The 21,494-nt window shown below is 72.8% G+C and carries 24 protein-coding genes and 3 tRNA genes; 13 read left to right on the top strand and 14 right to left on the bottom strand.

Annotation, left to right across the window (positions count from 1 at the left end; all coding sequences use genetic code 11):
- Positions 1-51: 51 nt before the first annotated feature.
- The 3 genes from D1350_RS03715 (at position 52) to D1350_RS03705 (ending at position 2,771) form a co-directional block, all read left to right on the top strand.
- Complete coding sequence (locus tag D1350_RS03715; protein ID WP_125774070.1) at positions 52-1,485, top strand: nicotinate phosphoribosyltransferase; 1,434 nt, start codon at positions 52-54, stop codon at positions 1,483-1,485.
- A gap of 138 nt (positions 1,486-1,623) precedes the next feature.
- Entirely contained in the window at positions 1,624-1,950 is a 327-nt protein-coding gene (clpS, locus tag D1350_RS03710; RefSeq protein ID WP_125774749.1) for an ATP-dependent Clp protease adapter ClpS, read from the top strand.
- Positions 1,947-2,771 (top strand): DUF2017 family protein, encoded by an 825-nt coding sequence (locus D1350_RS03705; RefSeq protein WP_125774068.1) that lies wholly within the window; start codon positions 1,947-1,949, stop codon positions 2,769-2,771. Before clpS ends, D1350_RS03705 begins: the two co-directional genes overlap by 4 nt.
- A gap of 64 nt (positions 2,772-2,835) precedes the next feature.
- Here the strand turns inward: D1350_RS03705 and rdgB are convergent, their stop codons facing one another.
- From rdgB to D1350_RS03680, 5 genes are all read right to left on the bottom strand, one after another.
- Complete coding sequence (rdgB, locus tag D1350_RS03700; protein ID WP_125774747.1) at positions 2,836-3,483, bottom strand: RdgB/HAM1 family non-canonical purine NTP pyrophosphatase; 648 nt, start codon at positions 3,481-3,483, stop codon at positions 2,836-2,838.
- A complete protein-coding gene (gene rph / locus D1350_RS03695) occupies positions 3,483-4,244 on the bottom strand; it encodes a ribonuclease PH (protein WP_125774066.1) in 762 nt (253 codons plus the stop codon). The genes rdgB and rph overlap by 1 nt, the downstream gene beginning before the upstream one ends.
- A gap of 59 nt (positions 4,245-4,303) precedes the next feature.
- Entirely contained in the window at positions 4,304-5,134 is an 831-nt protein-coding gene (locus tag D1350_RS03690; protein ID WP_125774064.1) for an MBL fold metallo-hydrolase, read from the bottom strand.
- Positions 5,134-5,937, bottom strand: a complete 804-nt coding sequence (murI, locus tag D1350_RS03685; RefSeq protein WP_125774062.1) for a glutamate racemase — start codon at positions 5,935-5,937, stop codon at positions 5,134-5,136. Before murI ends, D1350_RS03690 begins: the two co-directional genes overlap by 1 nt.
- 109 nt (positions 5,938-6,046) lie before the next feature.
- Positions 6,047-6,427 carry a DUF3054 domain-containing protein gene (locus tag D1350_RS03680; RefSeq protein WP_125774060.1) on the bottom strand — a complete coding sequence of 127 codons (381 nt, stop codon included), beginning with the start codon at positions 6,425-6,427 and terminating at the stop codon, positions 6,047-6,049.
- A 176-nt stretch (positions 6,428-6,603) separates the two neighbouring features.
- On the opposite strand from D1350_RS03680, the gene D1350_RS03675 reads away from it, so the two are divergent.
- Positions 6,604-7,620: a trypsin-like serine peptidase gene (locus D1350_RS03675; RefSeq protein WP_125774058.1), complete on the top strand. Its 1,017-nt coding sequence runs from the start codon at positions 6,604-6,606 to the stop codon at positions 7,618-7,620.
- Positions 7,621-7,731: 111 nt separating this feature from the next.
- Here D1350_RS03675 and D1350_RS03670 read toward each other — a convergent pair whose 3' ends face one another.
- From D1350_RS03670 to D1350_RS03650, 5 genes are read right to left on the bottom strand one after another with little or no spacing between them, the layout of a single operon-like run.
- Positions 7,732-8,496: a LytR/AlgR family response regulator transcription factor gene (locus D1350_RS03670; RefSeq protein ID WP_125774056.1), complete on the bottom strand. Its 765-nt coding sequence runs from the start codon at positions 8,494-8,496 to the stop codon at positions 7,732-7,734.
- A 4-nt stretch (positions 8,497-8,500) separates the two neighbouring features.
- The gene (locus tag D1350_RS03665; protein WP_125774054.1) at positions 8,501-9,874 is read right to left on the bottom strand and encodes a histidine kinase; all 1,374 of its coding nucleotides are present in this window, start codon (positions 9,872-9,874) and stop codon (positions 8,501-8,503) included.
- Complete coding sequence (locus tag D1350_RS03660) at positions 9,861-11,567, bottom strand: solute symporter family protein (RefSeq protein WP_125774052.1); 1,707 nt, start codon at positions 11,565-11,567, stop codon at positions 9,861-9,863. Before D1350_RS03660 ends, D1350_RS03665 begins: the two co-directional genes overlap by 14 nt.
- A complete protein-coding gene (locus D1350_RS03655; RefSeq protein ID WP_125774050.1) occupies positions 11,564-11,896 on the bottom strand; it encodes a hypothetical protein in 333 nt (110 codons plus the stop codon). Before D1350_RS03655 ends, D1350_RS03660 begins: the two co-directional genes overlap by 4 nt.
- A gap of 24 nt (positions 11,897-11,920) precedes the next feature.
- Positions 11,921-12,340 (bottom strand): hypothetical protein, encoded by a 420-nt coding sequence (locus D1350_RS03650; protein ID WP_125774047.1) that lies wholly within the window; start codon positions 12,338-12,340, stop codon positions 11,921-11,923.
- A gap of 256 nt (positions 12,341-12,596) precedes the next feature.
- On the opposite strand from D1350_RS03650, the gene D1350_RS03645 reads away from it, so the two are divergent.
- From D1350_RS03645 to D1350_RS03635, 3 genes are all read left to right on the top strand, one after another.
- A complete protein-coding gene (locus D1350_RS03645; protein ID WP_125774045.1) occupies positions 12,597-12,926 on the top strand; it encodes a DUF4212 domain-containing protein in 330 nt (109 codons plus the stop codon).
- Positions 12,923-14,593 carry a sodium:solute symporter family protein gene (locus tag D1350_RS03640; protein ID WP_125774043.1) on the top strand — a complete coding sequence of 557 codons (1,671 nt, stop codon included), beginning with the start codon at positions 12,923-12,925 and terminating at the stop codon, positions 14,591-14,593. Before D1350_RS03645 ends, D1350_RS03640 begins: the two co-directional genes overlap by 4 nt.
- Before the next feature lie 166 nt (positions 14,594-14,759).
- Positions 14,760-16,385 carry an ABC-F family ATP-binding cassette domain-containing protein gene (locus D1350_RS03635; protein ID WP_125774041.1) on the top strand — a complete coding sequence of 542 codons (1,626 nt, stop codon included), beginning with the start codon at positions 14,760-14,762 and terminating at the stop codon, positions 16,383-16,385.
- Between the two features lie 63 nt (positions 16,386-16,448).
- Here the strand turns inward: D1350_RS03635 and trxA are convergent, their stop codons facing one another.
- A complete protein-coding gene (gene trxA, locus D1350_RS03630; RefSeq protein ID WP_125774038.1) occupies positions 16,449-16,826 on the bottom strand; it encodes a thioredoxin in 378 nt (125 codons plus the stop codon).
- A gap of 108 nt (positions 16,827-16,934) precedes the next feature.
- Between trxA and D1350_RS03625 the strand changes: the two genes are divergently transcribed.
- From D1350_RS03625 to D1350_RS03615, 3 genes are all read left to right on the top strand, one after another.
- Positions 16,935-17,504, top strand: coding sequence for an NUDIX hydrolase family protein (locus D1350_RS03625; protein WP_125774036.1), 570 nt, complete (start codon positions 16,935-16,937; stop codon positions 17,502-17,504).
- Between the two features lie 65 nt (positions 17,505-17,569).
- Positions 17,570-18,277: a hypothetical protein gene (locus D1350_RS03620; protein WP_125774034.1), complete on the top strand. Its 708-nt coding sequence runs from the start codon at positions 17,570-17,572 to the stop codon at positions 18,275-18,277.
- A gap of 11 nt (positions 18,278-18,288) precedes the next feature.
- Positions 18,289-18,370 (top strand) — tRNA-Leu (locus tag D1350_RS03615).
- Between the two features lie 79 nt (positions 18,371-18,449).
- Here D1350_RS03615 and D1350_RS03610 read toward each other — a convergent pair.
- Both D1350_RS03610 and bcp read right to left on the bottom strand, forming a co-directional pair.
- Positions 18,450-19,001: an ABC transporter substrate-binding protein gene (locus tag D1350_RS03610; protein WP_206074412.1), complete on the bottom strand. Its 552-nt coding sequence runs from the start codon at positions 18,999-19,001 to the stop codon at positions 18,450-18,452.
- Positions 19,002-19,172: 171 nt separating this feature from the next.
- Positions 19,173-19,652 (bottom strand): thioredoxin-dependent thiol peroxidase, encoded by a 480-nt coding sequence (gene bcp, locus D1350_RS03605; protein ID WP_125774032.1) that lies wholly within the window; start codon positions 19,650-19,652, stop codon positions 19,173-19,175.
- Positions 19,653-19,796: 144 nt separating this feature from the next.
- Here bcp and D1350_RS03600 point away from each other — a divergent pair, with 144 nt between their 5' ends.
- From D1350_RS03600 to D1350_RS03590, 3 genes are all read left to right on the top strand, one after another.
- The gene (locus D1350_RS03600) at positions 19,797-20,093 is read left to right on the top strand and encodes a GroES family chaperonin (protein WP_125774743.1); all 297 of its coding nucleotides are present in this window, start codon (positions 19,797-19,799) and stop codon (positions 20,091-20,093) included.
- An 87-nt stretch (positions 20,094-20,180) separates the two neighbouring features.
- A tRNA-Lys gene (locus D1350_RS03595) sits at positions 20,181-20,256 on the top strand.
- 87 nt (positions 20,257-20,343) lie between these two features.
- Positions 20,344-20,419, top strand: a tRNA-Lys gene (locus tag D1350_RS03590).
- 54 nt (positions 20,420-20,473) lie between these two features.
- Here D1350_RS03590 and D1350_RS03585 read toward each other — a convergent pair.
- Positions 20,474-21,494 (bottom strand): IS30 family transposase (locus D1350_RS03585; protein WP_206074411.1); only part of this gene is annotated, 1,021 nt, incomplete at its 5' end.

The following is a 21,494-nucleotide window of genomic DNA, read 5'->3' as shown; positions in this document are numbered from 1 at the left end:
CGCGTGACGTCTACGCCTGCCCGTGGGTCCGTCCTGCCCTACCTTGGGCACATGAACGACGAGCCCCGGGGCACCGGCGCCCCGCGCACCGCTGTGCCGCCGCAGGACTCGCCGCCAGCATCTCCGCAGAGCCTCCCCGCCGCGCGGCTGCCTGCGGTGCGGTCCTCGGTGGCGCTGCTCACGGACCGCTACGAGCTGACGATGCTGCAGGCCGCGCTGGCCGACGGCACCGCGCACCGGCACTGCGTGTTCGAGGTCTTCACACGACGCCTGCCCCCGGGCCGCCGCTACGGCGTCCTGGCGGGCACCGGTCGCGTCCTGGAAGCGCTGCCACACTTCAGGTTCGCCGACGAGGAGCTGGAGTTCCTCGAGCGCACGGGCATCGACGACTCCCGCACGCTCGACTACCTCGCGGGCTACCGCTTCAACGGCTCGATCCGGGGATACGCCGAGGGCGAGACCTTCTTCCCCGGCTCGCCGGTGCTGCAGGTCGAGGGCACCTTCGCCGAGGCGGTCGTCCTCGAGACGCTCGTGCTGTCGATCCTCAACTACGACTCGGCGGTCGCGTCGGCGGCGTCGCGCATGACGAGCGCGGCGGGTGACCGGCCGTGCCTCGAGATGGGCGCGCGCCGGGCGCACGAGCAGGCGGCCGTGGCCGCCTCGCGCGCGGCGGCGGTGGCGGGCTTCGCCGGCACCTCGAACCTGGAGGCCGGGCTCCGCTACGGCCTGGACACGATCGGCACGGCGGCCCACGCGTTCACGCTCCTGCACGACGACGAGCGGTCCGCGTTCGTGTCGCAGGTCGAGTCGCTCGGGGTCGGCACCACGCTCCTCGTCGACACCTACGACGTGCGCAAGGGAGTCCAGACCGCCGTCGAGGTGGCGGGTACGGGGCTCGGGGCGGTCCGGCTGGACTCCGGGGACCTCGGCGTGCTGGCGGCCGAGGTGCGGCGCCAGCTCGACGAGCTCGGCGCCACGGAGACCTCGATCGTCGTCACGTCCGACCTCGACGAGCACGCCATCGCGGCCCTCGCCGCCGCACCCGTCGACGTCTACGGCGTCGGCACGGCGCTCGTCACGGGCTCCGGCGCACCGACGTGCGGCATGGTCTACAAGCTCGTCGCCCGCGAGGACGCGACCGGCGTGCTGCAGCCGGTGGCCAAGGCGTCGGCCAACAAGGCGTCCGTGGGTGGCCGCAAGAGCGCCGGCCGTCGCCTCGGTGACGACAGCCGGGCCACCGAGGAGATCCTCGTGACCGGTCCGGACGAGGCGGTCTCCGGCTGGGTTCCGGAGAGCGAGGACGTGCGACCGCTGCTCGTCCCCCTGGTGGTCGACGGCGCCGTGGACTCGCGCTGGGTGGGGGCGTACGGGGTGCAGAACGCGGCCGCGAACCACCTCGCCTCCCGGGGTGAGCTGCCGTTGACGGGGCTGCGGCTGTCGGCCGGCGACGCGGCGATCCCGTCGGTGGACCTGCGACTGCCCTGAGCCCCGGGCCAGCGACGGTGCGTCTGCGCAACAGTCAGGTCACGGCGCGGCGCCCCGGCGGGCCAAGGCCGACGAGCAGGCCCCTGTTCGGCCTAGAGTGGGGGGGTGACTTCTTCCCTCACGCCGCTGATCGTGCCCGTGGGATCCGCAGGGACGGCTGTCGAGGAGGACACCAGCACGAGCGCCGCCCACGGGCTGGCAGACCCGTGGGTGACCATCGTCTGGAACGATCCGGTGAACCTCATGTCGTACGTGAGCTACGTCTTCGAGAGCTATTTCGGCTACCCGCCCGTCAAGGCGCGCACCCTCATGCTGCAGGTGCACCAGGAGGGCCGCGCCGTCGTGTCCACCGGGGGTCGTGAACGCATGGAGGTCGACGTGCAGGCGATGCACGGGTTCGGCCTGTGGGCCACGCTGCAGCAGTCGGGCGCGACCGGCGCCGCGGGCGCGCAGGGAGCGGCATGACTCCCTTCCGCGCGATGCGGCGTGGGTACGAGTCCCAGTTCGAGCCCGTCGAACGAGCAGTCCTCGCCAAGGTGGCGCGGGACGTCGTCGGGCTGCTCCGGGAGGAGGCAGGGCTCGGGCCGACGGCGCCGCAGCCGGCCACCGACCCCGCGTCGCCCTGGGCGTCGGCCGAGGACGGGCGGGCGCGGGCCGGCTCGTCCCGCCCCGTGTGGACCACGGGCGACAGCCTGCGCAGCCCTGACGACCTGAGCTCCCTGACCGGCCCCACGGACGCCGAGCTCGCCCGCATGACGGGCCTGACGGGCGTGGCCCGCGTGCCGTCCGACCCGGCCGTGCTGCGGCTGCTGCCGGACGCGAGCAAGGACGACCCGGACGTGGCGGCGGAGTTCCGGCACCTCACCCAGGCCGACCTCGCGCAGTCCAAGGTGGCTCGCCTGGAGGCGCTGGCCGACCTGCTCGACCCGCGGGACGCCCCTGAGCGGGCGCTGGCCCAGGCGGGCCGCCACGGGGCGTCACAGCCCGTCCGGGTCCGCCGCGAGGACGCCGCGATGATCTCGGGCGCCCTGAACGACGTCCGGCTCGTCATCGCGGAGCGCCTGCGCCTCGACTCGGACGAGGACGTGGAGCGGCTCACCGACCAGGTCATGTGGGAGAACGAGGCGGGGAACGAGGTCCCGGTCGCCGACGACGAGCGCGCCGCGGCCCGGTTCTGGGCGGGCGTCTTCGTGATCACGGGCATCGCGCTGGAGAGCCTCGTCGACGTGATGCTGGCCGACCTCCGCCGCAGCGCGGGGATGGACCCGGGCCCCGAGCCCGAGTGACTACCTCGGCGGAGAACTAGCGCGGAGAACTCTGCCGAGACGGTGCCTTCGTCGGACGAGGTGACTATCTCGGCGCGCCCGGCGTGAGCGCCGCCAGGACCGCCGGGGCCAGCAGCCGGAAGGCCGTGCCGCGGTGGCTGATCGCGTTCTTCTCCGCGGGGTCCAGCTCGGCGGCGGAGCGGCCGCCCGGGGCGGCCTGCTCGTCGGGCACGAGGACCGGGTCGTAGCCGAACCCGTTCGTGCCACGTGGCGAGCGCAGCAGGACGCCGCGCATCTCGCCGAGACGCACCTCCTCGTGCCCGTCGGGCGTCACGAGGGCCGCCGCGCAGACGAAGCCGGCGCCACGGTGCTCGTCGCGCACGTCCGACAGCTGGGCGAGGAGCAGCTCCAGGTTGCCGGCGTCGTCGCCGTGCCGGCCGGACCAGCGGGCCGAGAAGATGCCGGGAGCCCCGCCGAGCACGTCCACGGCGAGGCCGGAGTCGTCGGCGACGGCAGGCAGGCCGGTCGCCCGGGCCAGGGCGCGGGCCTTGAGCAGCGCGTTCTCGGCGAAGGTGACGCCGTCCTCGACGGGCTCGGGAGCGCCCAGGTCGCCGGCGGTCGCCACCGCGCCCTCGCCCATGTCGAGCCCGGCCTCGGCCAGGATCGCCGTCAGCTCGACGAGCTTCTTGCGGTTGTGGGTCGCCAGGACGAGGCGGACGCCGTCGGGCACCATCACCGGGTGAGCTCCTGCGCCAGGGCCGCCTGCTGGATCGCGGTGAGCTGACGGGTGCCGGCCACGGCCAGGTCGAGCAGCGCGTCGAGCTCGGCCCGGTCGAACGGTGCGTGCTCGGCCGTGCCCTGCACCTCGACGAACGTGCCCGAGCCGGTCACCACGACGTTCATGTCGGTCTCCGCGCGGACGTCCTCGACGTACGGCAGGTCGAGCATCGGGACGCCGTCGATGATGCCGACGCTCACCGCGGCCACGGTGTCGGTCAGCACGGGCTTGCCGCGTGAGGCGATGTGGCCGTGGCGGGCGCCCCAGGCCACGGCGTCGGCGAGCGCCACGTAGGCGCCGGTGATCGCGGCGGTGCGGGTGCCGCCGTCGGCCTGGAGCACGTCGCAGTCGAGCACGATGGTGTTCTCGCCGAGGGCGGAGACGTCGATGATCGCGCGCAGCGAGCGCCCGATGAGCCGCGAGATCTCGTGCGTGCGGCCCCCGATGCGGCCCTTGACGCTCTCGCGGTCGGACCGGGTGGAGGTGGCGCGGGGGAGCATGGCGTACTCAGCGGTGACCCAGCCCTCGCCGGAGCCCTTGCGCCAGCGCGGCACGCCCTCGGTGAAGGAGGCGGCGCACAGCACGCGCGTACGGCCGAACTCGACGAGCACGGAGCCCTCGGCCTCGTCGAGCCAGCCGCGCGTGATGGTCACGGGGCGGAGCTGGTCGGGGGTGCGCCCGTCGGCGCGGAGAACGGCAGGGGGAGTGGAGGTCACGCACCCAACCCTAACCGCCCCCGCCCGCCCTCCCCCTGTACCGACAGCGGGACGGGGCTTCAGAGCAGGTAGACCGCTCCCGGCGTCGCCACGTCGATGTGGCCGTCGTACACCTCGCGCGCCTCCGCCACGGAGGCGGCGGGGTCGTTCCAGACGGGCAGGTGGGTGAGCAGGAGGCGCCTGGCCCCGGCGTCGGACGCCACGAGGCCCGCGCGGCGGCCGGTGAGGTGGATGCCGGGCTCGACGCCGTCGTCGCGGCCCTCGACGAAGGCGGACTCGGAGAGCAGGAGGTCCACGTCGCGGGCGAGGGCGACGACGCCGTCGCACCGGTCGGTGTCGCCGGTGTAGGCGAGCGTGACGTGCTCGCCCGGGCTCACGGACGACGGGGCGGTGACCCGGACGCCGTACGCCTCCACGGGGTGGAACACGCGGTACGGCTCGAGCGTGAAGGGGCCCACCTGCACGGCGGAGCCGGGCGACCAGACGCGGAAGTCGTAGTCGGCGTCCATGGACTCGCCGTCGCTCAGGCCGTAGGCGAGGGCGACGCGCTCGGCCGCCCCGGACGGGGCGAAGACGGGCAGGCGCCGGCCGGTGCCGGTGCGCAGGGACCCGCGCTCGGGGTGATAACGCAGGTAGACGAAGAGGCCGGAGAGGTCGGCGCAGTGGTCGGGGTGCAGGTGGGAGATGCCTACCGCGTCGAGCAGGAGCGGGTCCACCAGGGACTGCAGCGCGCCGAGGCCGCCGTTGCCCAGGTCGAGGACCACGTTCCAGTCGCGGCCCTCGTGGCCGGCGGCCTCGGCGACGTCGGCCGGGACCTGGAGCAGGTAGGTGGAGGCGGGCGACCCGGGCCCGGGGAAGGAGCCGGAGACGCCCACGGTGACGAGACGCATCAGACGGCCTCCACGAGGCTGACCTCGGGGCCGAGGAACCGGCGGGCGAGCACGGAGAACGGCGCGGCGCTGCCGGTGGTCAGGAAGCGGTGCTCGGGCGGCCCGGCGAGCGGCGAGCGCTCCAGGCCGTGCTCCACGAGGTTGCGGTACACGTCCTTCGCCGTCTCGTCAGCGCTGGACACGAGGGTGACGCCCTCGCCCATCACGTACGAGATGGCGCCCGCGAGCAGGGGGTAGTGCGTGCAGCCCAGGACGAGCGTGTCGACGCCGGCCTCGCGCACGGGGTCGAGGTACTCGTGGGCGTACTTCAGCACCTCGTCGCCGGAGGTCTGGCCGTCCTCGACGAGGCGCACGAACTCGGGGCACGCGGCGGTCGTGAGGCGCAGCCCGGGGGCCACGGCGAACGCGTCGTCGTAGGCGCGCGACCGGATGGTGGCCTTCGTGCCGATGACGCCGATCCGGCCGCTGCGGGTGGCGGTGACCGCGGTCCGCGCGGCGGGCAGGATCACCTCGACCACGGGGATGCCGCGGCGGTCGGTGTAGCGCTCCCGCGCGTCGCGCAGCGCCACGGAGGACGCGGAGTTGCAGGCGATGACCAGCATCTTGACGCCGTCGTCGACCAGGCGGTCCATGACCGCGAGCGCCATCGCGCGCACGGCGGCGAGGGGCTTGGGCCCGTAGGGGCTGTTCTCGGTGTCGCCGAGGTACAGCACCTGCTCGTGGGGCAGCTGGTCGAGGATGGCCCGGGCGACGGTCAGCCCGCCGACTCCCGAGTCGAAGATCCCGATGGGCGCGTCGTTCACCCGAGGAAGCCTAGCCGTGACCTGTTGCCCAGGGCGTGACCCGTGACTCGCGCCACGCGTGACGCGGACCACGCGGCACACGCCGTCGTGCGCCTGCGGGGCCGGGCGGTCAGGAGGTGCCCGCAGACCGCTCCGCGGCACGTCGCAGGCCCGTGACCAGGGCGCGCCAGCCGATCATCGTGATGGCGAGGAAGACGGCGGTCACGCCGGCGAAGGCCCAGGCGACGCCGTCGCCGGCGAGGGCACGCAGGGCCAGGCCGAGCGCCACGGTGGTGCACCAGACGAGCACGCCCACGGGCCAGAGGCGGTCGGGGGAGCGCCACGCGCGGGTCCAGGCCCAGCCCACGGCGGCACCGACGGCGAACGGCCACACGACGCGCACGAACGCCTCGGCGAGGGAGCCGTCGTGCGAGGCGATGCCGATCAGGGCGAACGCCGCGACGCTGACGGTGTCCGCGACGACGGCCGGCCATACGGGGGAGCTCTTCACGGTCCTGAGGGTATCTGCCGCCCGGTGGCGGAATCTCCACGGCGCGACACGCCGGGGCGACACGACGTGTCGGAAATTTACAGACCTGAAACTTGTCGCACCTCTTGCGGACTCACCCACCGACCAGGATTCTGGGTGCCCCGCCGATCGGCGGGAACCATGACGAAGGAGACAGCATGCGCAGGAACTTCTCCCGCACCGTGCTCGGCGGGCTGGCAGCGATGGCGCTGACCAGCGCCGCCGCCGTGGCCCTGGTGGCACCCTCCCAGGCCCAGCCGAACCCCCACGCCTCGGACGTGGCGGTCCACGCCGCCGCGACGACGCGGGCGGCCCACGACAAGGTCGTCGAGTACTGGACCCCGGCCCGCATGCGCGCCGCGATCCCGGCCGAGACGCTGGTCGACGCCAAGGACAAGAGCACCGCCGGCGGCACCGTCGCTGCCGGCAAGCCCACCGCGGTGTCCCCGCAGGGCCAGCCGGCCGGCAAGGCCAAGCCGGGCGGCGGCAGCGGGTTCCTCGGCGACTACTACACGGGCGGCGGCGCCGTGGTCGCCACCACAGGCAAGGTCTTCTTCACGCTCGGCGGCTCGAACTACGTGTGCTCGGGCAGCGCCGTGACGTCCGGCAACGAGGACGTGGTCCTCACCGCAGGCCACTGCCTCAACGAGGGCCCCGGCGCCTACGCGACCAACTTCGCGTTCGTCCCGGCCTACGACGACGGCGCCCGCCCCTACGGCACCTTCACCGCCCGGCAGCTCGTCACCACGACGCAGTGGCGCGACAGCGGCGACTTCGACTACGACATCGGCTTCGCCGTCATGAACACGGTCGGCGGCCAGCACCTCACCGACGTGGTGGGCAGCCAGGGCATCGCGTTCAACCAGCCGCGCGGCCAGTACATGCACGCGTTCGGCTACCCGGCCGCGCGGCCCTACGACGGCACCGACATCGCCTGGTGCCACGGCACCACCGTCGCCGACACCTGGGGCGGCAGCCAGGACCACGCCCTCTCGTGCAACATGACGGGCGGGTCCTCCGGCGGTCCTTGGTTCGCCGGCTACAACACGACCACCGGCGTCGGCACGCTCGGCTCGGTCAACTCGTTCGGCTACACGGGTCTGAAGAACTACATGTTCGGCCCGTACCTCGGCTCGGTGGCGCAGAGCCTCTACACCACGGCCTCCGGCCTGTGACACCGACGCCGAGGTAGTGCGTTCGTCCGACGAAGGCACTACCTCGGCAAGGACAGCCCGCCGGGGTAGTGCGTTCGTCGGACGAACGCACTACCTCGGCGTCCGGCGTCGTCACACCCCCAGCCGACGGCGCAGCTCGCGCACCTGCCGCCGGGAGACCTCCACCCGGCTGCGCTGCCGGTCGTTCATGACGAGGACGAGGGCGCCCTTGAAGTCGGGCACGAGCTCACGGACGTGGTCGAGGTTCACGAGGTAGGACCGGTGCGTCCGGTAGAAGTGGCCGTGCAGGCGACGCTCCAGCTCGTTGAGCGACCAGGTCACGAGCAGGCGGTCCTCCGACAGCTTGAGGTAGGAGTACCCGCGCGCCGCGCTCGCGTAGACGATCGCCGACGGCTCCACCAGCACGGTCCTGCCGTCCTTCTGCACCGGGACCCGGGACAGCGGCGCGACCTGGGTCTCGGCCGGGCCCGCCGCCGACGCGGCCGCGGTGCCGCCGCCCTCGCCGTCGTCCACCACGCCGCCGAGCGCCCGCTCGAGGGCCCGGCGCAGCCGGTCGGAGTCGAACGGCTTGACGAGGTAGTCGGCCGCAGCCAGGTCGAACGCGGCGACGGCGTGGTCCGGGTAGGCCGTGGTGAAGATGACCTTGGGCGGGTGCGGCAGGTCGCGCAGAGCCGCGGCGACCTCGAGGCCGCCCGCTCCCGGCATGCGGACGTCCAGCAGGACCAGGTCGTAGGGGATCGACCGGAGCAGGACCAGGGCTTCCTCGCCGTTGGCGGCCTCACCCACGATCTGCACGTACCCGATCTCCTCCAGCAGGTAGCGGAGCTCGGCACGGGCCGGGGCCTCGTCATCGACGATCAAGGCGCGGGGGCGCATCCCGTCAGCGTAGCGGCATCCTGATGTCCACGACGGTGCCGCCGCCGGGCGAGGACTGGATGTCCAGGGCGAACCGTTCGCCGAACAGCGTCGCGAGCCGGAGCGAGATGTTCCGCAGCCCCACGCCGCTCCGCCCGGACCGTCCAGGGCCGCCGTCCCCGGACGGCCAGTCGTCGCCCGGCTCGCCGGCCGCCGGGGACCCGTTCGTCAGCCGTTCCAGCACGTCCGCCGGGATCCCCACGCCGTCGTCCGTGACCCGGATCGACGTGGTGCGCGTGAGCGGGTCCACCCGGGCCCGGAGCGTCACGGTCCCACCCTCCACCTTGTCGGCGAGGCCGTGCTTGACGGCGTTCTCGACCAGCGGCTGGATCATCAGCACGGGCACGTGCGCCGTCAGCACCTGCGGGTCGATGTCGTACCGCACCCGGAGCCGGTCGCCGAACCGGGCCTGCTCCAGGGAGAGGTACGTGCGCACGAAGAAGTACTCCTGCGCGAACTCCGCGACCTGCCCCTCCTGGCGCACGGCGTACCGGAAGAAGTCCGACAGCCGCAGCAGGAGCTGGCGGGCCTCGTCCGGGTCGGTGCGCGACTTCGACGCGATCGTGTTGAGCACGTTGAAGAGGAAGTGGGGGTTGATCTGCGCCCGTAGCGCGTCGAGGCGGGCGTCGGCGGCGAGCTTGCGCTCGCGGTCGAGCTCGGCCAGCTCGACGTGGAGGGACAGGATGGCCGCCATGTCCTCGACCTGGTCGCGCGGGACCGGCCCGGTCCCCGCACGGAAGACGCCCACCGTGCCGACCACCCGGGTGCCCACCGTGAGGGGCACCACGACCGCCGAGCGGAGCCGGCAGCCGGGGTCGGCGCACGCGAGCGCGCGGGGGGTGCCGCCGACGACGGTCCGTCCCTTCGCGATCACGCGCCCCGCCAGGGTGGACGCGACCGTCGCGCCGGCGCGGTGGTGGTCGTCGCCGGCCCCCACGAACGCGAGGACCGTCTCCCGGTCCGTGATGGCGACGGCGTCGCCGCCGAGCAGGGGCAGCAGCAGCTCGGCGGTGCGACGTGCGGCGTCGGCGGTGAGCCCCGACCGCAGCGGCATGGAGCGGCGCACCGGCAGGCCGGCGCCCGCCCGACCGGACCGGGTGCCCCCGTGCCCCGCCTCGGCACGCGCGCTCTCCCGCGCGCCCCGGCGCAGGCCCGTCGCGGCGCGCGGCCCGCGCAGCGCCGACGGGTAGCCCACGACCAGCAGCACCGAGACGACGGTCCCGGCCACGACGGTGGTCCCGACCGCCAGGGGCGGCGACACGATCACCTGCGTCACGAGGTAGACGAGCGCCCAGGTGGCGACGAGCGCCCCGGCGAGGACGCCGCTACCCGCCCGCACGGCGGCCTCCCCGGCGGCGCGGGCCCGCGGTGTTCGCGATCGTGAGCCGGGCGAGCCGCTCGGCCTGCCGGTCCCCGGCCGTGCCGTGCAGGGTCAGCCACTGCTGCTCGACGTCCGGCGGCGGGGCGGTCCGGCGGGACACGAGGACACAGACCGCCGTCGCGAGCGGCGCGGCGACGAGGGTGGGCGTCACGAGCATGTCGTCGAGCCCGGGCCCGACCGGGAGGGCGCCCACGACGAACATCGCCACGGTGCTCAGCCCGCCGGTCGCCATGCCCGCGACGGCCCCGGCCGCCGTCGTCCCGCGCCACCAGATGGCGAGGATGAAGACCGGGGTGAGCGCCGAGCCGGCGACCGCGAACGCCCACGTGACCATCGCCGCCACGATCGAGGGCACGGTCGAGGACAGGTTCTCCGGCCGCAGGACCAGGGCGAGCACGGCCGCCGCCACGGCGACGACCGCGGTGCTGGCGCGGCCCGCCCAGACGGCCTGCTTCTGGGTGGCACCAGGGTTGATGTGCCTCTCGTACACGTCGTGGCCCCAGGACGCCGCCGCCGCGAGCAGGAGCCCCGCGATCGTCGACATCACCGCGACCAGCGCGCCGGCCGCGATGACGGCGAGGCCCTGGTCGCCACCGTAGATGCGGCCCAGCACCGGGAGGGCGTGCTCGGGCACGCGCAGCACCCCGTCGACGGTGAGCTCCTGGAGCCACGGCCGGTCCGGGGCGGCACGCGCGATGACGTCGCGGGAGGCGGTGCCGAGCATGACGGCCAGGGCGTAGAAGAGGCCCGCCAGCCCGATGACCCACACCGTGGTCATCCGGGCGGCCGTGCCGGTGGGGCTCGTGAAGTACCGGTTCATCACGTGGGGGAGCCCTGCCGTCCCCATGACCAGGGTGAGGATGAGGGCGAACTGCGCGAGCGGGCCGTAGGCGGCGCCCGGCTCCCCGAACGTGGCGTCCGCGCCCGGCTCCAGCCGGTTCTCCTCGGGCTGCAGGTGCCAGCCCGCCGAGTCGTGCACGGGGTTGGCGAGCGGCTCGGACGACAGGTGCGAGACGGCGCCGGCGTAGCCGAAGCCACCGGCCAGCACCGCCCCGGCGAGCCACACCAGGGCGGCCAGCAAGACCAGGAACTGCACCGCCTGCGTCCACGTGGTCCCGCGCATCCCGCCGAACGCCACCAGGACGGCGATGACGGCGGTGGACACCACGACGCCCGTCGCGTAGGCGGAGATGCCCGGCAGGCCGCGCCCGACGAGGAGCTGCCAGGTCATCCCGCTCCCCACCGCCTGGGGCACGAGGTAGGACAGGATGACCAGCTGCACCACGGCGACGGCGACCAGCCGGACCCGTTCGGAGCCGAGCCGCCGTCCGAGGAAGTCGGGGATGGAGAACTCGCCGAACCGGCGCAGCGGCGCGGCGACGAAGAGCAGCACGGGCACGAACCCGGCGGCGAAGCCGACGGCGTACCAGACGCCGTCCAGCCCCGACACGTAGACGGCGGCGGCGACCCCGAGGAACGACGCCGCCGAGAAGTAGTCCCCGCAGATCGCGAGCGCGTTGGTGGCGACGCCGACCCGCTGGCCCGCCAGGTAGAAGTCGACGGTCGACGTCCCGCGCGGGCGCACCAGGAGCGTGATCACCGCGATGATCGCGATGACGATCGCGAGGGTGCCCGCGCCCGCGGCGTTCACTGCTGGTCCTCGTGCCGGTCGGCGCCGTCGGCCCCGGGATGGTCGCCGCCCAGCATCCGGGACTCGACGGCGTTCGAGAGCGTCGCGGCGGCGAGGCCGACGACGAGGAAGAAGGCGTAGAGGCCGAACGCCGCCATGGCGAAGCCGGGGCTCAGCCCGCCCTCGATGCGCGCGTCGGACCACCAGCCGAGGGTCAGCGACAGCGCCGGGACCCCGGTCACGACCGCGAGGAAGAGCAGGAAGTGCGTGATGGCCACGCGCCGCAGCGTGCGGAAAGCCGCGTCCACCTCCGCGGGGGTGTCGTGCTCGTCCACGTCGTCGGGATCCATGCACAGCACCCTAGGGACACTGGCCTATGAGGACGACCTGCTCAGGCGCCACGCCGTCCGCAGCAGGATCACCGCGCCGCCGGCGACCATGACGAGCCCCATGCCGGGGAGGGCCTTGCCCCAGGAGTCCGTGGCGGCGCTGACCTCGACGAGCCGGACCACCTGCCAGGCCGCGAGGAACGCGACAGGCAGGCCCGCGACCAGGCAGTGCGCCACCGCGACCCGGCGGAAGGGGAGCACGGCACCCGCGAGGGCGACGAACGCGGCGCAGAGCGTCCACAGGCCAGGCCCGGCGTGACCGGGGATGGACCCGACCGGCGTCGACACCCACGGCAGCACCGACCCCACGACGATGATCAGCCCCCCGAGGATCATGCCCACGCTGCCCGGGTGCAGGACGCGCCGGCGTACGGCGGTTCCGGAGGTGCTCGACGTCGAGGCCATGGCACCGATGGTAGGGGCTCCGGGCGCCGTTGCGGGAGGGAGCCTGGCGAACGGGGCCACTGTCCCCGCGAGCGGTCGCCCAGGGCCCGCGGACGGTCCGGAACTTCCGGCAGGTGCCGTTCGTGGGCGGTCTTCGACCGCTCACGAGACCGGGGCCACCGTCCGTACGTTCGGCCCTTGCGGCGCGCCCGGTCCTACCGATTCGCTCACCCTGGGGGCATTCCGTCACGGACAGACCACGCAAAGGAGCGTAGACATGGCTGACACGGCTGAAGGCGCGGGTGGCGCACCGCCGCCAGGCGCGGAACCGGACAACGACTGGCGCAAGGAGTACTGGCGCAAGAACCTTCGCCTGATGGTCGTCCTGCTGGTGATCTGGTTCATCGTCTCGTTCGGCTGCGGCATCCTCTTCGTCGAGCAGCTCAACGAGGTGGTCATCGCCGGCTTCCCGCTCGGGTTCTGGTTCGCGCAGCAGGGGGCGATCTACACGTTCATCATCCTCATCCTCGTCTACGCGGTGCGGATGGACAGGCTCGACGACGAGTACGGCGTCAGCGAGCGCAACGGTGACGGGAGCCGGGCATGACCGACATCCAGTTCTGGGCGCTGTTCTTCGTCGTCCTGACCTTCGCCGTCTACATCTTCATCGCGTGGCGCAGCCGCGTGAAGGAGACCAAGGGCTTCTTCGTCGCCGAGCAGAACATCCCGAGCATCGCCAACGGCGCCGCCGTGGCCGCCGACTGGATGTCGGCGGCGTCGTTCATCTCGATGGCCGGCCTCATCGCGTTCCTCGGGTCCGACGGCTCCATCTACCTCATGGGCTGGACCGGTGGCTACGTTCTGCTGGCCCTGCTGCTCGCCCCCTACCTGCGCAAGTGGGGCAAGTTCACCGTCCCGGAGTTCGTGGGCGACCGCTACTCCGAGACCGTGCGGTCCGTGTCCGCCCTCGTGGCGATCATCGTGTCCTTCACCTACGTGGTGGGGCAGATGGCGGGCGGCGGCATCGTCTTCAGCCGGTTCCTCAACCTGGAGACCGCGGGCGGCGTCGCTGTCGCCGCGGCCGTCATCTTTGCGTACGCCGTGCTGGGCGGCATGAAGGGCATCACCTGGACCCAGGTGGCGCAGTACTCCGTGCTGATCGTGGCGTACCTGATCCCCGCCTTCGCGGTGGCGCAGACGATGACGGGCATCCCGGTGCCGCAGATCTCGTTCGGCCAGATCCTCGGCGAGCTGAACGCCATCAGCGCCGAGTTCGGCCTCAGCCAGTACACCGAGGCCTTCACCGCCAGGCCGCAGCTCGACGTCTTCCTGGTGACCCTGTCGCTGATGATCGGCACCGCGGGCCTGCCGCACGTGATCATCCGCTTCTACACCACCAAGACGGTTCGTGGGGCGCGCTACTCGGCGTTCTGGGCCCTCGTGTTCATCGGCCTGCTCTACACGACGGCCCCGGCCGTGGGCGCGTTCACCAAGCTGAACCTCCTGGAGGGCGTGCAGGGGGTCGCCGCGAACGCGCTCCCGTCCTGGATCCAGAACTGGGCCGCCACCGGCCTGGTCACGGTCAGCCCGGGTGTCGAGACCATCAACACGATCAGCAACAACGCCACCTCCGGCGCCGACCTCATCGTGAACAACGACATCCTGGTCCTGGCCAGCCCGGAGATCGCCGGCCTCCCGGCCCCGATCGTCGGCCTGGTCGCGGCGGGCGGCCTGGCGGCCGCCATGTCGACGGCGGCCGGCCTGCTGCTGGTCATCTCGTCGTCCGCCTCGCACGACCTCTACTTCCGGTACCTGGACCACAACGCGAGCGAGTCCCGTCGCCTGCTGGTCAGCCGGATCGCCATGGCGGCCGCGGTCCTGGTCGCGATCTACTTCGGCATCAACCCGCCGGCGTTCGTGGCCCAGGTGGTCGCCTTCGCCTTCGGGCTCGCCGCGTCGACGTTCTTCCCGATCCTGCTCCTGGGGATCTTCTGGAAGAGAGCGAATGCCGTCGGCGCGGTGAGCGGCATGGTCGTGGGGCTCGTGTTCACGGCGAGCTACATGATCTACACCCTCCCGGTGTTCGGGACGGCGGCCAACGAGCACGTCCTGGGCATCAGCCCCGAGGGCATCGGCGCCATCGGCGCCCTGGTCAACGCGATCGTGACGGTCGTCGTGTCGTTGCTGACCAAGCCACCGTCGCACGAGGTCCAGGAGATGGTCGAAGGCATCCGGTACCCGTCCGCGCGGCGGACGGAGACCACCTCCGCCTGACGCTCCACCCACGCCCGACCCCGGTGCCGAGGTAGTGCGTCCGTCCGACGAAGGCACTACCTCGGCCCTCCCCCAGCGCCGAGGTAGTGCCTTCGTCGGACAGGGGCACTACCTCGGCGCTGCGACTGGTGCCGGGCTCCGCGCGCGGGGTACGTAGGCTGGAGGCATGCACCTCGTGGCCCAGGACCTCGCCTTCGCCTACCCGGGGCGGCCCGTCCTCGACGGGGTGAGCGTGACCGTGTCCGACGGGACGCGGCTCGGCGTCGTCGGGGAGAACGGCTCGGGCAAGTCCACGTTCCTGCACCTCCTCGCCGGCTCCCTCGCCCCCAAGAGCGGCGAGGTACGGCGCCAGGGCAGCGTCGCCCTCGTGGAGCAGGAGCTCCACGTGGCGCCGGACGAGACGGTGGGCGACCTGGTGTCGTCCACGCTCGACGGGCTCCGCCAGGCAGCCGCAGCCCTCGAGGCCGCCGCGGCCGCCTTCGACCACGACACCGGCGACCTCGCCGAGCTGGGCCGCACGCTCGCCCGTGCCGAGCACCTCGCCGCCTGGGACGCGGACCGGCGCGTGGACGTCGCCCTCACCCGGCTCGGTGCCACCCGCGACCTGACCCAGCCGCTCGCGAGCCTCAGCGTGGGCCAGCGCTACCGCGTGCGGCTCGCGTGCCGCCTGGCCGAGCGGTCCGACCTGCTCCTGCTCGACGAACCCACCAACCATCTCGACGACTCCGCGATCGACTACCTCACCGGCGAGCTCGTCGCCTGGCGCGGCGGCCTGGTCGTCGTCACCCACGACCGCGAGCTGCTCGACGACGTGGCCACCGCCATCCTCGACCTCGACCCGTCCTGGGACGGCAAGCCCGTGCTCTACGGGCAGCCCGGCTACCTCGCCTACCGGTTCGCGAAGTCCCAGGCCCTGCACCGCTGGCGGCAGCGCTACCGGGCCGAGCGCAAGCGGGCGGCGGCGCTCGCCGAGCGGCTCGACGCGTCCTACGAGGGGCTCTCCGACGAGTGGCGGCCCGAGAAGGGCTCCCAGAAGCACCGGCGCGCCACCCGGGCGCGCATCCATGTGAAGGCCGCCGACCGGCTGGTGCAGAAGCTCGAGGCCGAGGCCATCGAGGTGCCCGTCCCGCCGGTCGAGCTGGCGTTCCCGGACCTGCCGGCCATGTCGCCGGGCTGGGACCCGGCGGCCCCCGTGGTGGAGGTGCGCAGCCCCCGGGTGGACGGCCGGCTGGACCTGCCGGGCACCCGGGTCGCGGTGCCGCCGTCGGGCCGCCTGCTCATCACCGGGGTCAACGGCACCGGCAAGTCCACGCTGCTCGCGGCGCTGGGCGGCACGCTGCCGCTGGGCCGCGGCACGCGGACGCTGGTGCCGGGGGCACGGATCGGCGTCGTGATGCAGGAGAGCGCCCCGCTGACGGGCGCCGCGGCCCGGCGCACCGGGTTCGAGACGTACGCCGACGAGGCGCTGGCCCTCCTCAGCGCCGGCGAGCTCGACCCCGACCACGTGGTGCCGGTGGCGTTCCTCGGCCTGCTGTCGGAGGAGGACCTGGAGCGGCCGCTCGGTGAGCTCTCCGTGGGCCAGCGGCGGCGGTTCGAGCTGGCCCGGGCGCTGCTGCACGCCCCCCACGTCCTGCTCCTCGACGAGCCGACCAACCACCTGTCGATCGACCTCGTCGACGAGCTGACCCGGGCGCTGCGCGTCACCCCGGCGGCCGTGGTGGTGGCCACGCACGACCGCCGGATGCGCGAGGACCTCGCGGACTGGCCGAGCCTGGAGCTCGCGCCGCGCTGAGCACGCCGCGCTCAGGCCCGGCAGCCGGGCAGAGCGCGCCGCGCCCAGGCCCGGCAGGTCGCCTCAGTGGCTGTGCGCGTCCGACTCGGAGCTCTCGAGCTCCTTGCGCACCTCGTCCATGTCGAGGCCCTTGACGGCCTCGACCACCTGCGCGAGCGCGGGCGCCGGGAGCGCGCCGGCCTGGCGGTACACGAGGATGCCCTCGCGGAACGCCATCAGCGTGGGGATCGACGTCACCTGCGCGGCCGTGGCGATGCCCGGCTCGGCGTCGGTGTCCATCTTGGCGTGGACGATGTCGGGGTTCGCCTCCGAGGACGCCTCGAACACCGGGGCGAACATGCGGCACGGCGGGCACCAGGTGGCCCAGAAGTCCACCAGGACGATGTCGTTCTCGGCGACGGTCTGGTCGAACGTGGCGTCAGTGACCTCGATGGTCGGCATGTGGGTTCCTTCCCGAAGTTGTTCCTCCCGTGCAGCGTCGGCCCGACGGCGGCTATTCCCGGCGAGCGCGCTACGCCGCCGTCATGCGGACCTGGTACAACGGACCCCGTGACCGACACAGCGGACTACCCGGCGGACGACTTCTACCGCGACACCACCCAGGCCTCGGGCTGGCTCACCGACGAGGACCTCGCAGTGGTCCGCGCGCAGCTGCCCCTCGTCTATGTGGACGCTGTCCCCGTGCGGGTCGACGAGTCGGGCGACGTGGTGTCGGTCGGTCTGCTCCTGCGCGTGAACACCCAGGGCGTGATCACCCGGGCCCTCGTGTCGGGGCGTGTGATGTATCACGAGCGCATCCGGGACGCGCTGCTGCGGCACATCGAGAAGGACCTCGGCCCGGTGGCGCTGCCCCAGGTGCCGCCGTCGCCCCAGCCGTTCACCGTGGCGGAGTACTTCCCGACGCCCGGCATCACGGCGTACCACGACCCGCGCCAGCACGCGGTGGCGCTCGCCTACGTGGTGCCTGTGACGGGGGACTGCCGGCCGCAGCAGAACGCCCTCGACCTCGCGTGGATGACACCCGAGGAGGCGTGCAGCGAGGCGGTGCAGGCCGAGATGGCGAACGGCCAGGGGACGCTGGTCAAGCAGGCGATGGCGCACGTGGGTCGCCTGCTCTGAGGGCCCGCAGGGCCGCGCGTGAGGCGCCGCACCTCGCAAAGCGGGCATGCGCTACCGTTCCGGGCGTGAGTGACTGGTCCAAGAAGATCGCGACGGTGCTGGGCGGCTCCTTGCTGCTGCCCTTCACCGTCGAGCTCGGGACCGCGGTGCTCAAGAACGAGCCGTTCAGCGTCGAGCGCGCCGCGATCTTCATCGCGGTCCTCGGTGGCGGCTCCGCCGTGCTGGTCGGGGTGCCGAGCCTGTGGGCCGCGGTCACGCGGCGCCGGACCTCGCCCCTGGGAGAGCCCGGCCCCAGCACGCCGAAGAAGATCGACGTCCACCCGTTCGTCCGGTACGGGCCCGAGACGGAGGGCCTCGTCGACCTCTTCACGGAACGGCTCGACGCCACCGACCTGCACTATCTCGTGTACTACGCGCGCGGGAAGGCCGTGTTCCGGGTCGACATGCTCGACGACCCGTCGGTGTCCGGGATGCTCGGGCTCACCGGGGCGGAGGGGCGGCGGGCGGCCTACGAGCGCCAGGGCGAGGACCTGCGCGCGCTCGTGGCCACGATGGACGCCGACTTCGACGAGATCGACAGCGGTCGGCTGATGCGGGTCGTTCTCGACGTCGAGAAAGGCGCCCTCTACTACTTCGTGGTGCACGCCGAGTCCCAGCGGGCCGTCGTGGGCGTCACGCTGGGGCAGCACGCCGTCGTCGACACGGACGTCGAGATGCAGCGGCTCGTCGACGACGTCCGGGGCTACCTCGGCTACGCCCGCCCCGGGCCCTAGACTTGGCCCGCGCGCGAGTGGCGTAATTGGCAGCCGCGCTGGATTTAGGTTCCAGTGCCTTCGGGCGTAGGGGTTCGAGTCCCCTCTCGCGCACCCCGTGGACGACGCCGGTCCGGTCGCCTCCCGCAGGAGGCGACCGGACCGGCGTCGTGCTTCCTCAGGTGGCCGCGCGTCAGAGGCCGAGGCCGGTCAGCAGGCGGTTGAGGAGCGCGGCGACGCCGTTCAGGGCGCCACCCACACCGCCGCTGCGGTCGAGGAGCCCGGCGACCGAGCAGAGCAGGTTCCCGAGCAGGTTCCCCGGTCCGGGCACCGCGGTGACGTCGAGCACCACCGGCTCCAGGTCCACGACGAGACCGAGCAGGTCGAGGTGCAGCGGGCCGAGGTCCAGGTTCAGGATGTCGCACGCCTGGTCGGCCTGGACGTCCTCGACGACCGAGGTGAAGCCGACGCCCTCCGCGGGGAGGCCGGTGCCGGTGAGCGTTCCGGTGAGGGTCAGCGCGCCGTCGACGACGTCGGCCGTGAGGTTGCTGATCTCCCCGACGAACGGGGCGCCCTGGAACGTGCCGGTGACGGCCTGGGTGGTCTGCACCGGCGCCGGTGCGGCGGCGACCGGGCCAGCCGCGGGTGCGACGGTGGCGGCGGACGCTGCGGCCGCGGGCAGCAGCCCGAGCGTGCCTGCCATGGCCAGGGCGGTCAACGTCCCGGCGAGCTTCCTGCGCAACATGGTTCTCTCCTTGCGATCGTGCCCGACGGCGCCCCGCCCGCCTTCTTCGACCGGGTGCGCCTGACGCGGGTTCTCCGCGTGGGCGCCATCCCTTCGACGTTACGACGGACCGCGTTCGAGCGCCGGTTCTCCGGGCGGCCCGAGGAGAGGCGGGCCGCCCGGCGCCACCGGTCAGTCGAGGCCGAGCGCCGTGCGCAGGCGGGCCACGTGACCGGTCGCCTTCACGTTGTACTGCGCGAGGGCGACGGTCCCGTCGGGCGCCACCACCACGGTGGAGCGGATCACGCCCGTGTACGTCCTGCCGTAGTTCTGCTTCTCGCCCCACGCGCCGTACGCCTCGAGGACGGCGTGGTCCTCGTCCGCGGCGAGCGGGAACGTCAGCGACTCCTCGGTCGCGAACTTCGCCAGCTTGGCCACCGGGTCGGGCGAGACGCCCACCACGGCGTAGCCCGCGCCCTGGAGGGACGCCAGGGAGTCGCGGAAGTCGCACGCCTCCTTGGTGCAGCCGGGCGTGCTCGCGGCGGGGTAGAAGTAGACGATGACGCCCTTGGCGGCGCTGCCTCGCAGGTCGGCGAGGCTCACGGTCGAGCCGTCGGCGGTCGGCAGGGTGAAGCCGGGGGCCTTGTCCCCGGTGTTCAGCTGAGTGGTCACGATGCTCCTTCGGTGGTCCTGTCCCGAGCGTATCCGGGCCGAAAGGACCTCTCCGCGTCACGTAGCGTTGGACCTGTGAGCACCGCTGTGAAGAACCCCTCCTCGTCCGGCGCGGACGTCACGCCGGGCGACCTGCCGATCCGGATGCTGCACGACCGTCTCCTGGTCCAGCCCGAGATCGACGCCTCCGAGCGCCAGTCCACCTCCGGGCTCGTCATCCCCGCGACCGCCGTGGGGCCCAAGCGGCTCGCCTGGGCCGTGGTCGTGGCGGCGGGGGAGCACGTGCGTCAGGTGGCGGTGGGCGACCGCGTCCTGTTCGACCCCGAGGACCGCGCGGAGGTGGAGCTGGGCGGCACCGACTACGTGCTGCTGCGCGAGCGCGACGTGCACGGCGTCGCCAAGGTGCAGGAGACGGAGGGCGCCACCGGCCTGTACCTCTGACCGGTTGTCGTGCAGGTCACAGACCTGCGGCACGGCTTCGAGTTCCGACGTGGCCCAGGCTCCTGGTAGTGTTCCTTTCCGTCGCACGCGCCATTAGCTCAATTGGCAGAGCAGCTGACTCTTAATCAGCGGGTTCTAGGTTCAAGTCCTAGATGGCGCACCAGCGAGGCCCTCCTCCGTCAGGTCGAGGGCCTCGTCGCGGGAAAGGTGACGCCGTCGGTCCTCGGGCCTGGTAGCCTTTCCGTCGCACGCGCCATTAGCTCAATTGGCAGAGCAGCTGACTCTTAATCAGCGGGTTCTAGGTTCAAGTCCTAGATGGCGCACCAGCTTCAGGCCCCCGGCAGTGGCAGTTTCTAGGGGTCCTCGCAACACCTGATGGCCTACGTGGTCGTCAGTAGATCACGCAGACGCTCGGCTGGGGTATCCCAGCCGAGCGTTTGTCGTGGTCGGGCGTTGAGTTCCTGTGCGACGTGCTCGAGGTCCTCGCGGCCGTAGGCGCGCAGGTCGGTGCCCTTGGGGAAGTACTGGCGGAGCAGGCCGTTGGTGTTCTCGTTGCTGCCGCGCTGCCAGGGTGAGTGCGGGTCACAGAAGTAGACCGGGACGCCGGTGGCGACGGTGAACTGCTTGTGCGCGGCCATCTCGCAGCCCTGGTCCCAGGTCAGGGAGCCGCGCAGATGGGCCGGCAGGGTGCCGATCAGGTCTGTCAGGACGTCGCGGACTTCCTCGGCCGTGTGCCCACCGGGCAGGTGTCCGAGCATGACGTACCTGGTGGAGCGTTCGACCAGGGTCACGATCGCGGACTCGCTGCGGGTGCCGACGATCAGGTCGCCTTCCCAGTGCCCGGGCACGGCCCGGTCCGCGACCTCGGGCGGACGCTCGGAGATCATCACCATGTCGTCGACGAACCGGGGCGTGCGCTGGTCCGGCTTCTTGTGGGGCTTGCGGCGGGTGCGTCCGGTGCGCAGCGCGGTCGCGACTTCTCGTTTCAGCGCGCCGCGGGCCTGGACGTACAACGCCTGGTAGATCGTCTCCACACTCACCCGCATGTCCTGGTCGTCGGGGTGCTCCTTGATCAGAGCGTGGCAGATCTGCTGCGGTGACCATCGCAGCCGCAGCCGCTCGGCCACGAACTGGCGCAGCGGCCCGTCGGCCAGCAGCTTGCGCACCTTGGGACGCGGCCGTGACCGGGCCCAGGCGCTGTGAGCCCGGTAGGGACGGTAGGTCCCGTCCTGGGACCGGCGGTCGATCTCACGCTTGATCGTCGAGGCCGGCCGCCCCAGCGCCCGCCCGATCGCCCGCAACGAGCCACCCTCACGGCGCAGATCGGCGATCTGCTCCCGCTCGGCCAGGGACAGGAACCGCGGGTGCAGCGTCTTGTCCAGCGCGGACATCGCTGCCGAG

This window comes from Antribacter gilvus (assembly GCF_003946865.1).
GTDB classification, from domain to species: domain Bacteria; phylum Actinomycetota; class Actinomycetes; order Actinomycetales; family Cellulomonadaceae; genus Antribacter; species Antribacter gilvus.
Note: the sequence above shows the minus strand (reverse complement) of the source record. Positions and strands in the feature narration are given on the sequence as shown.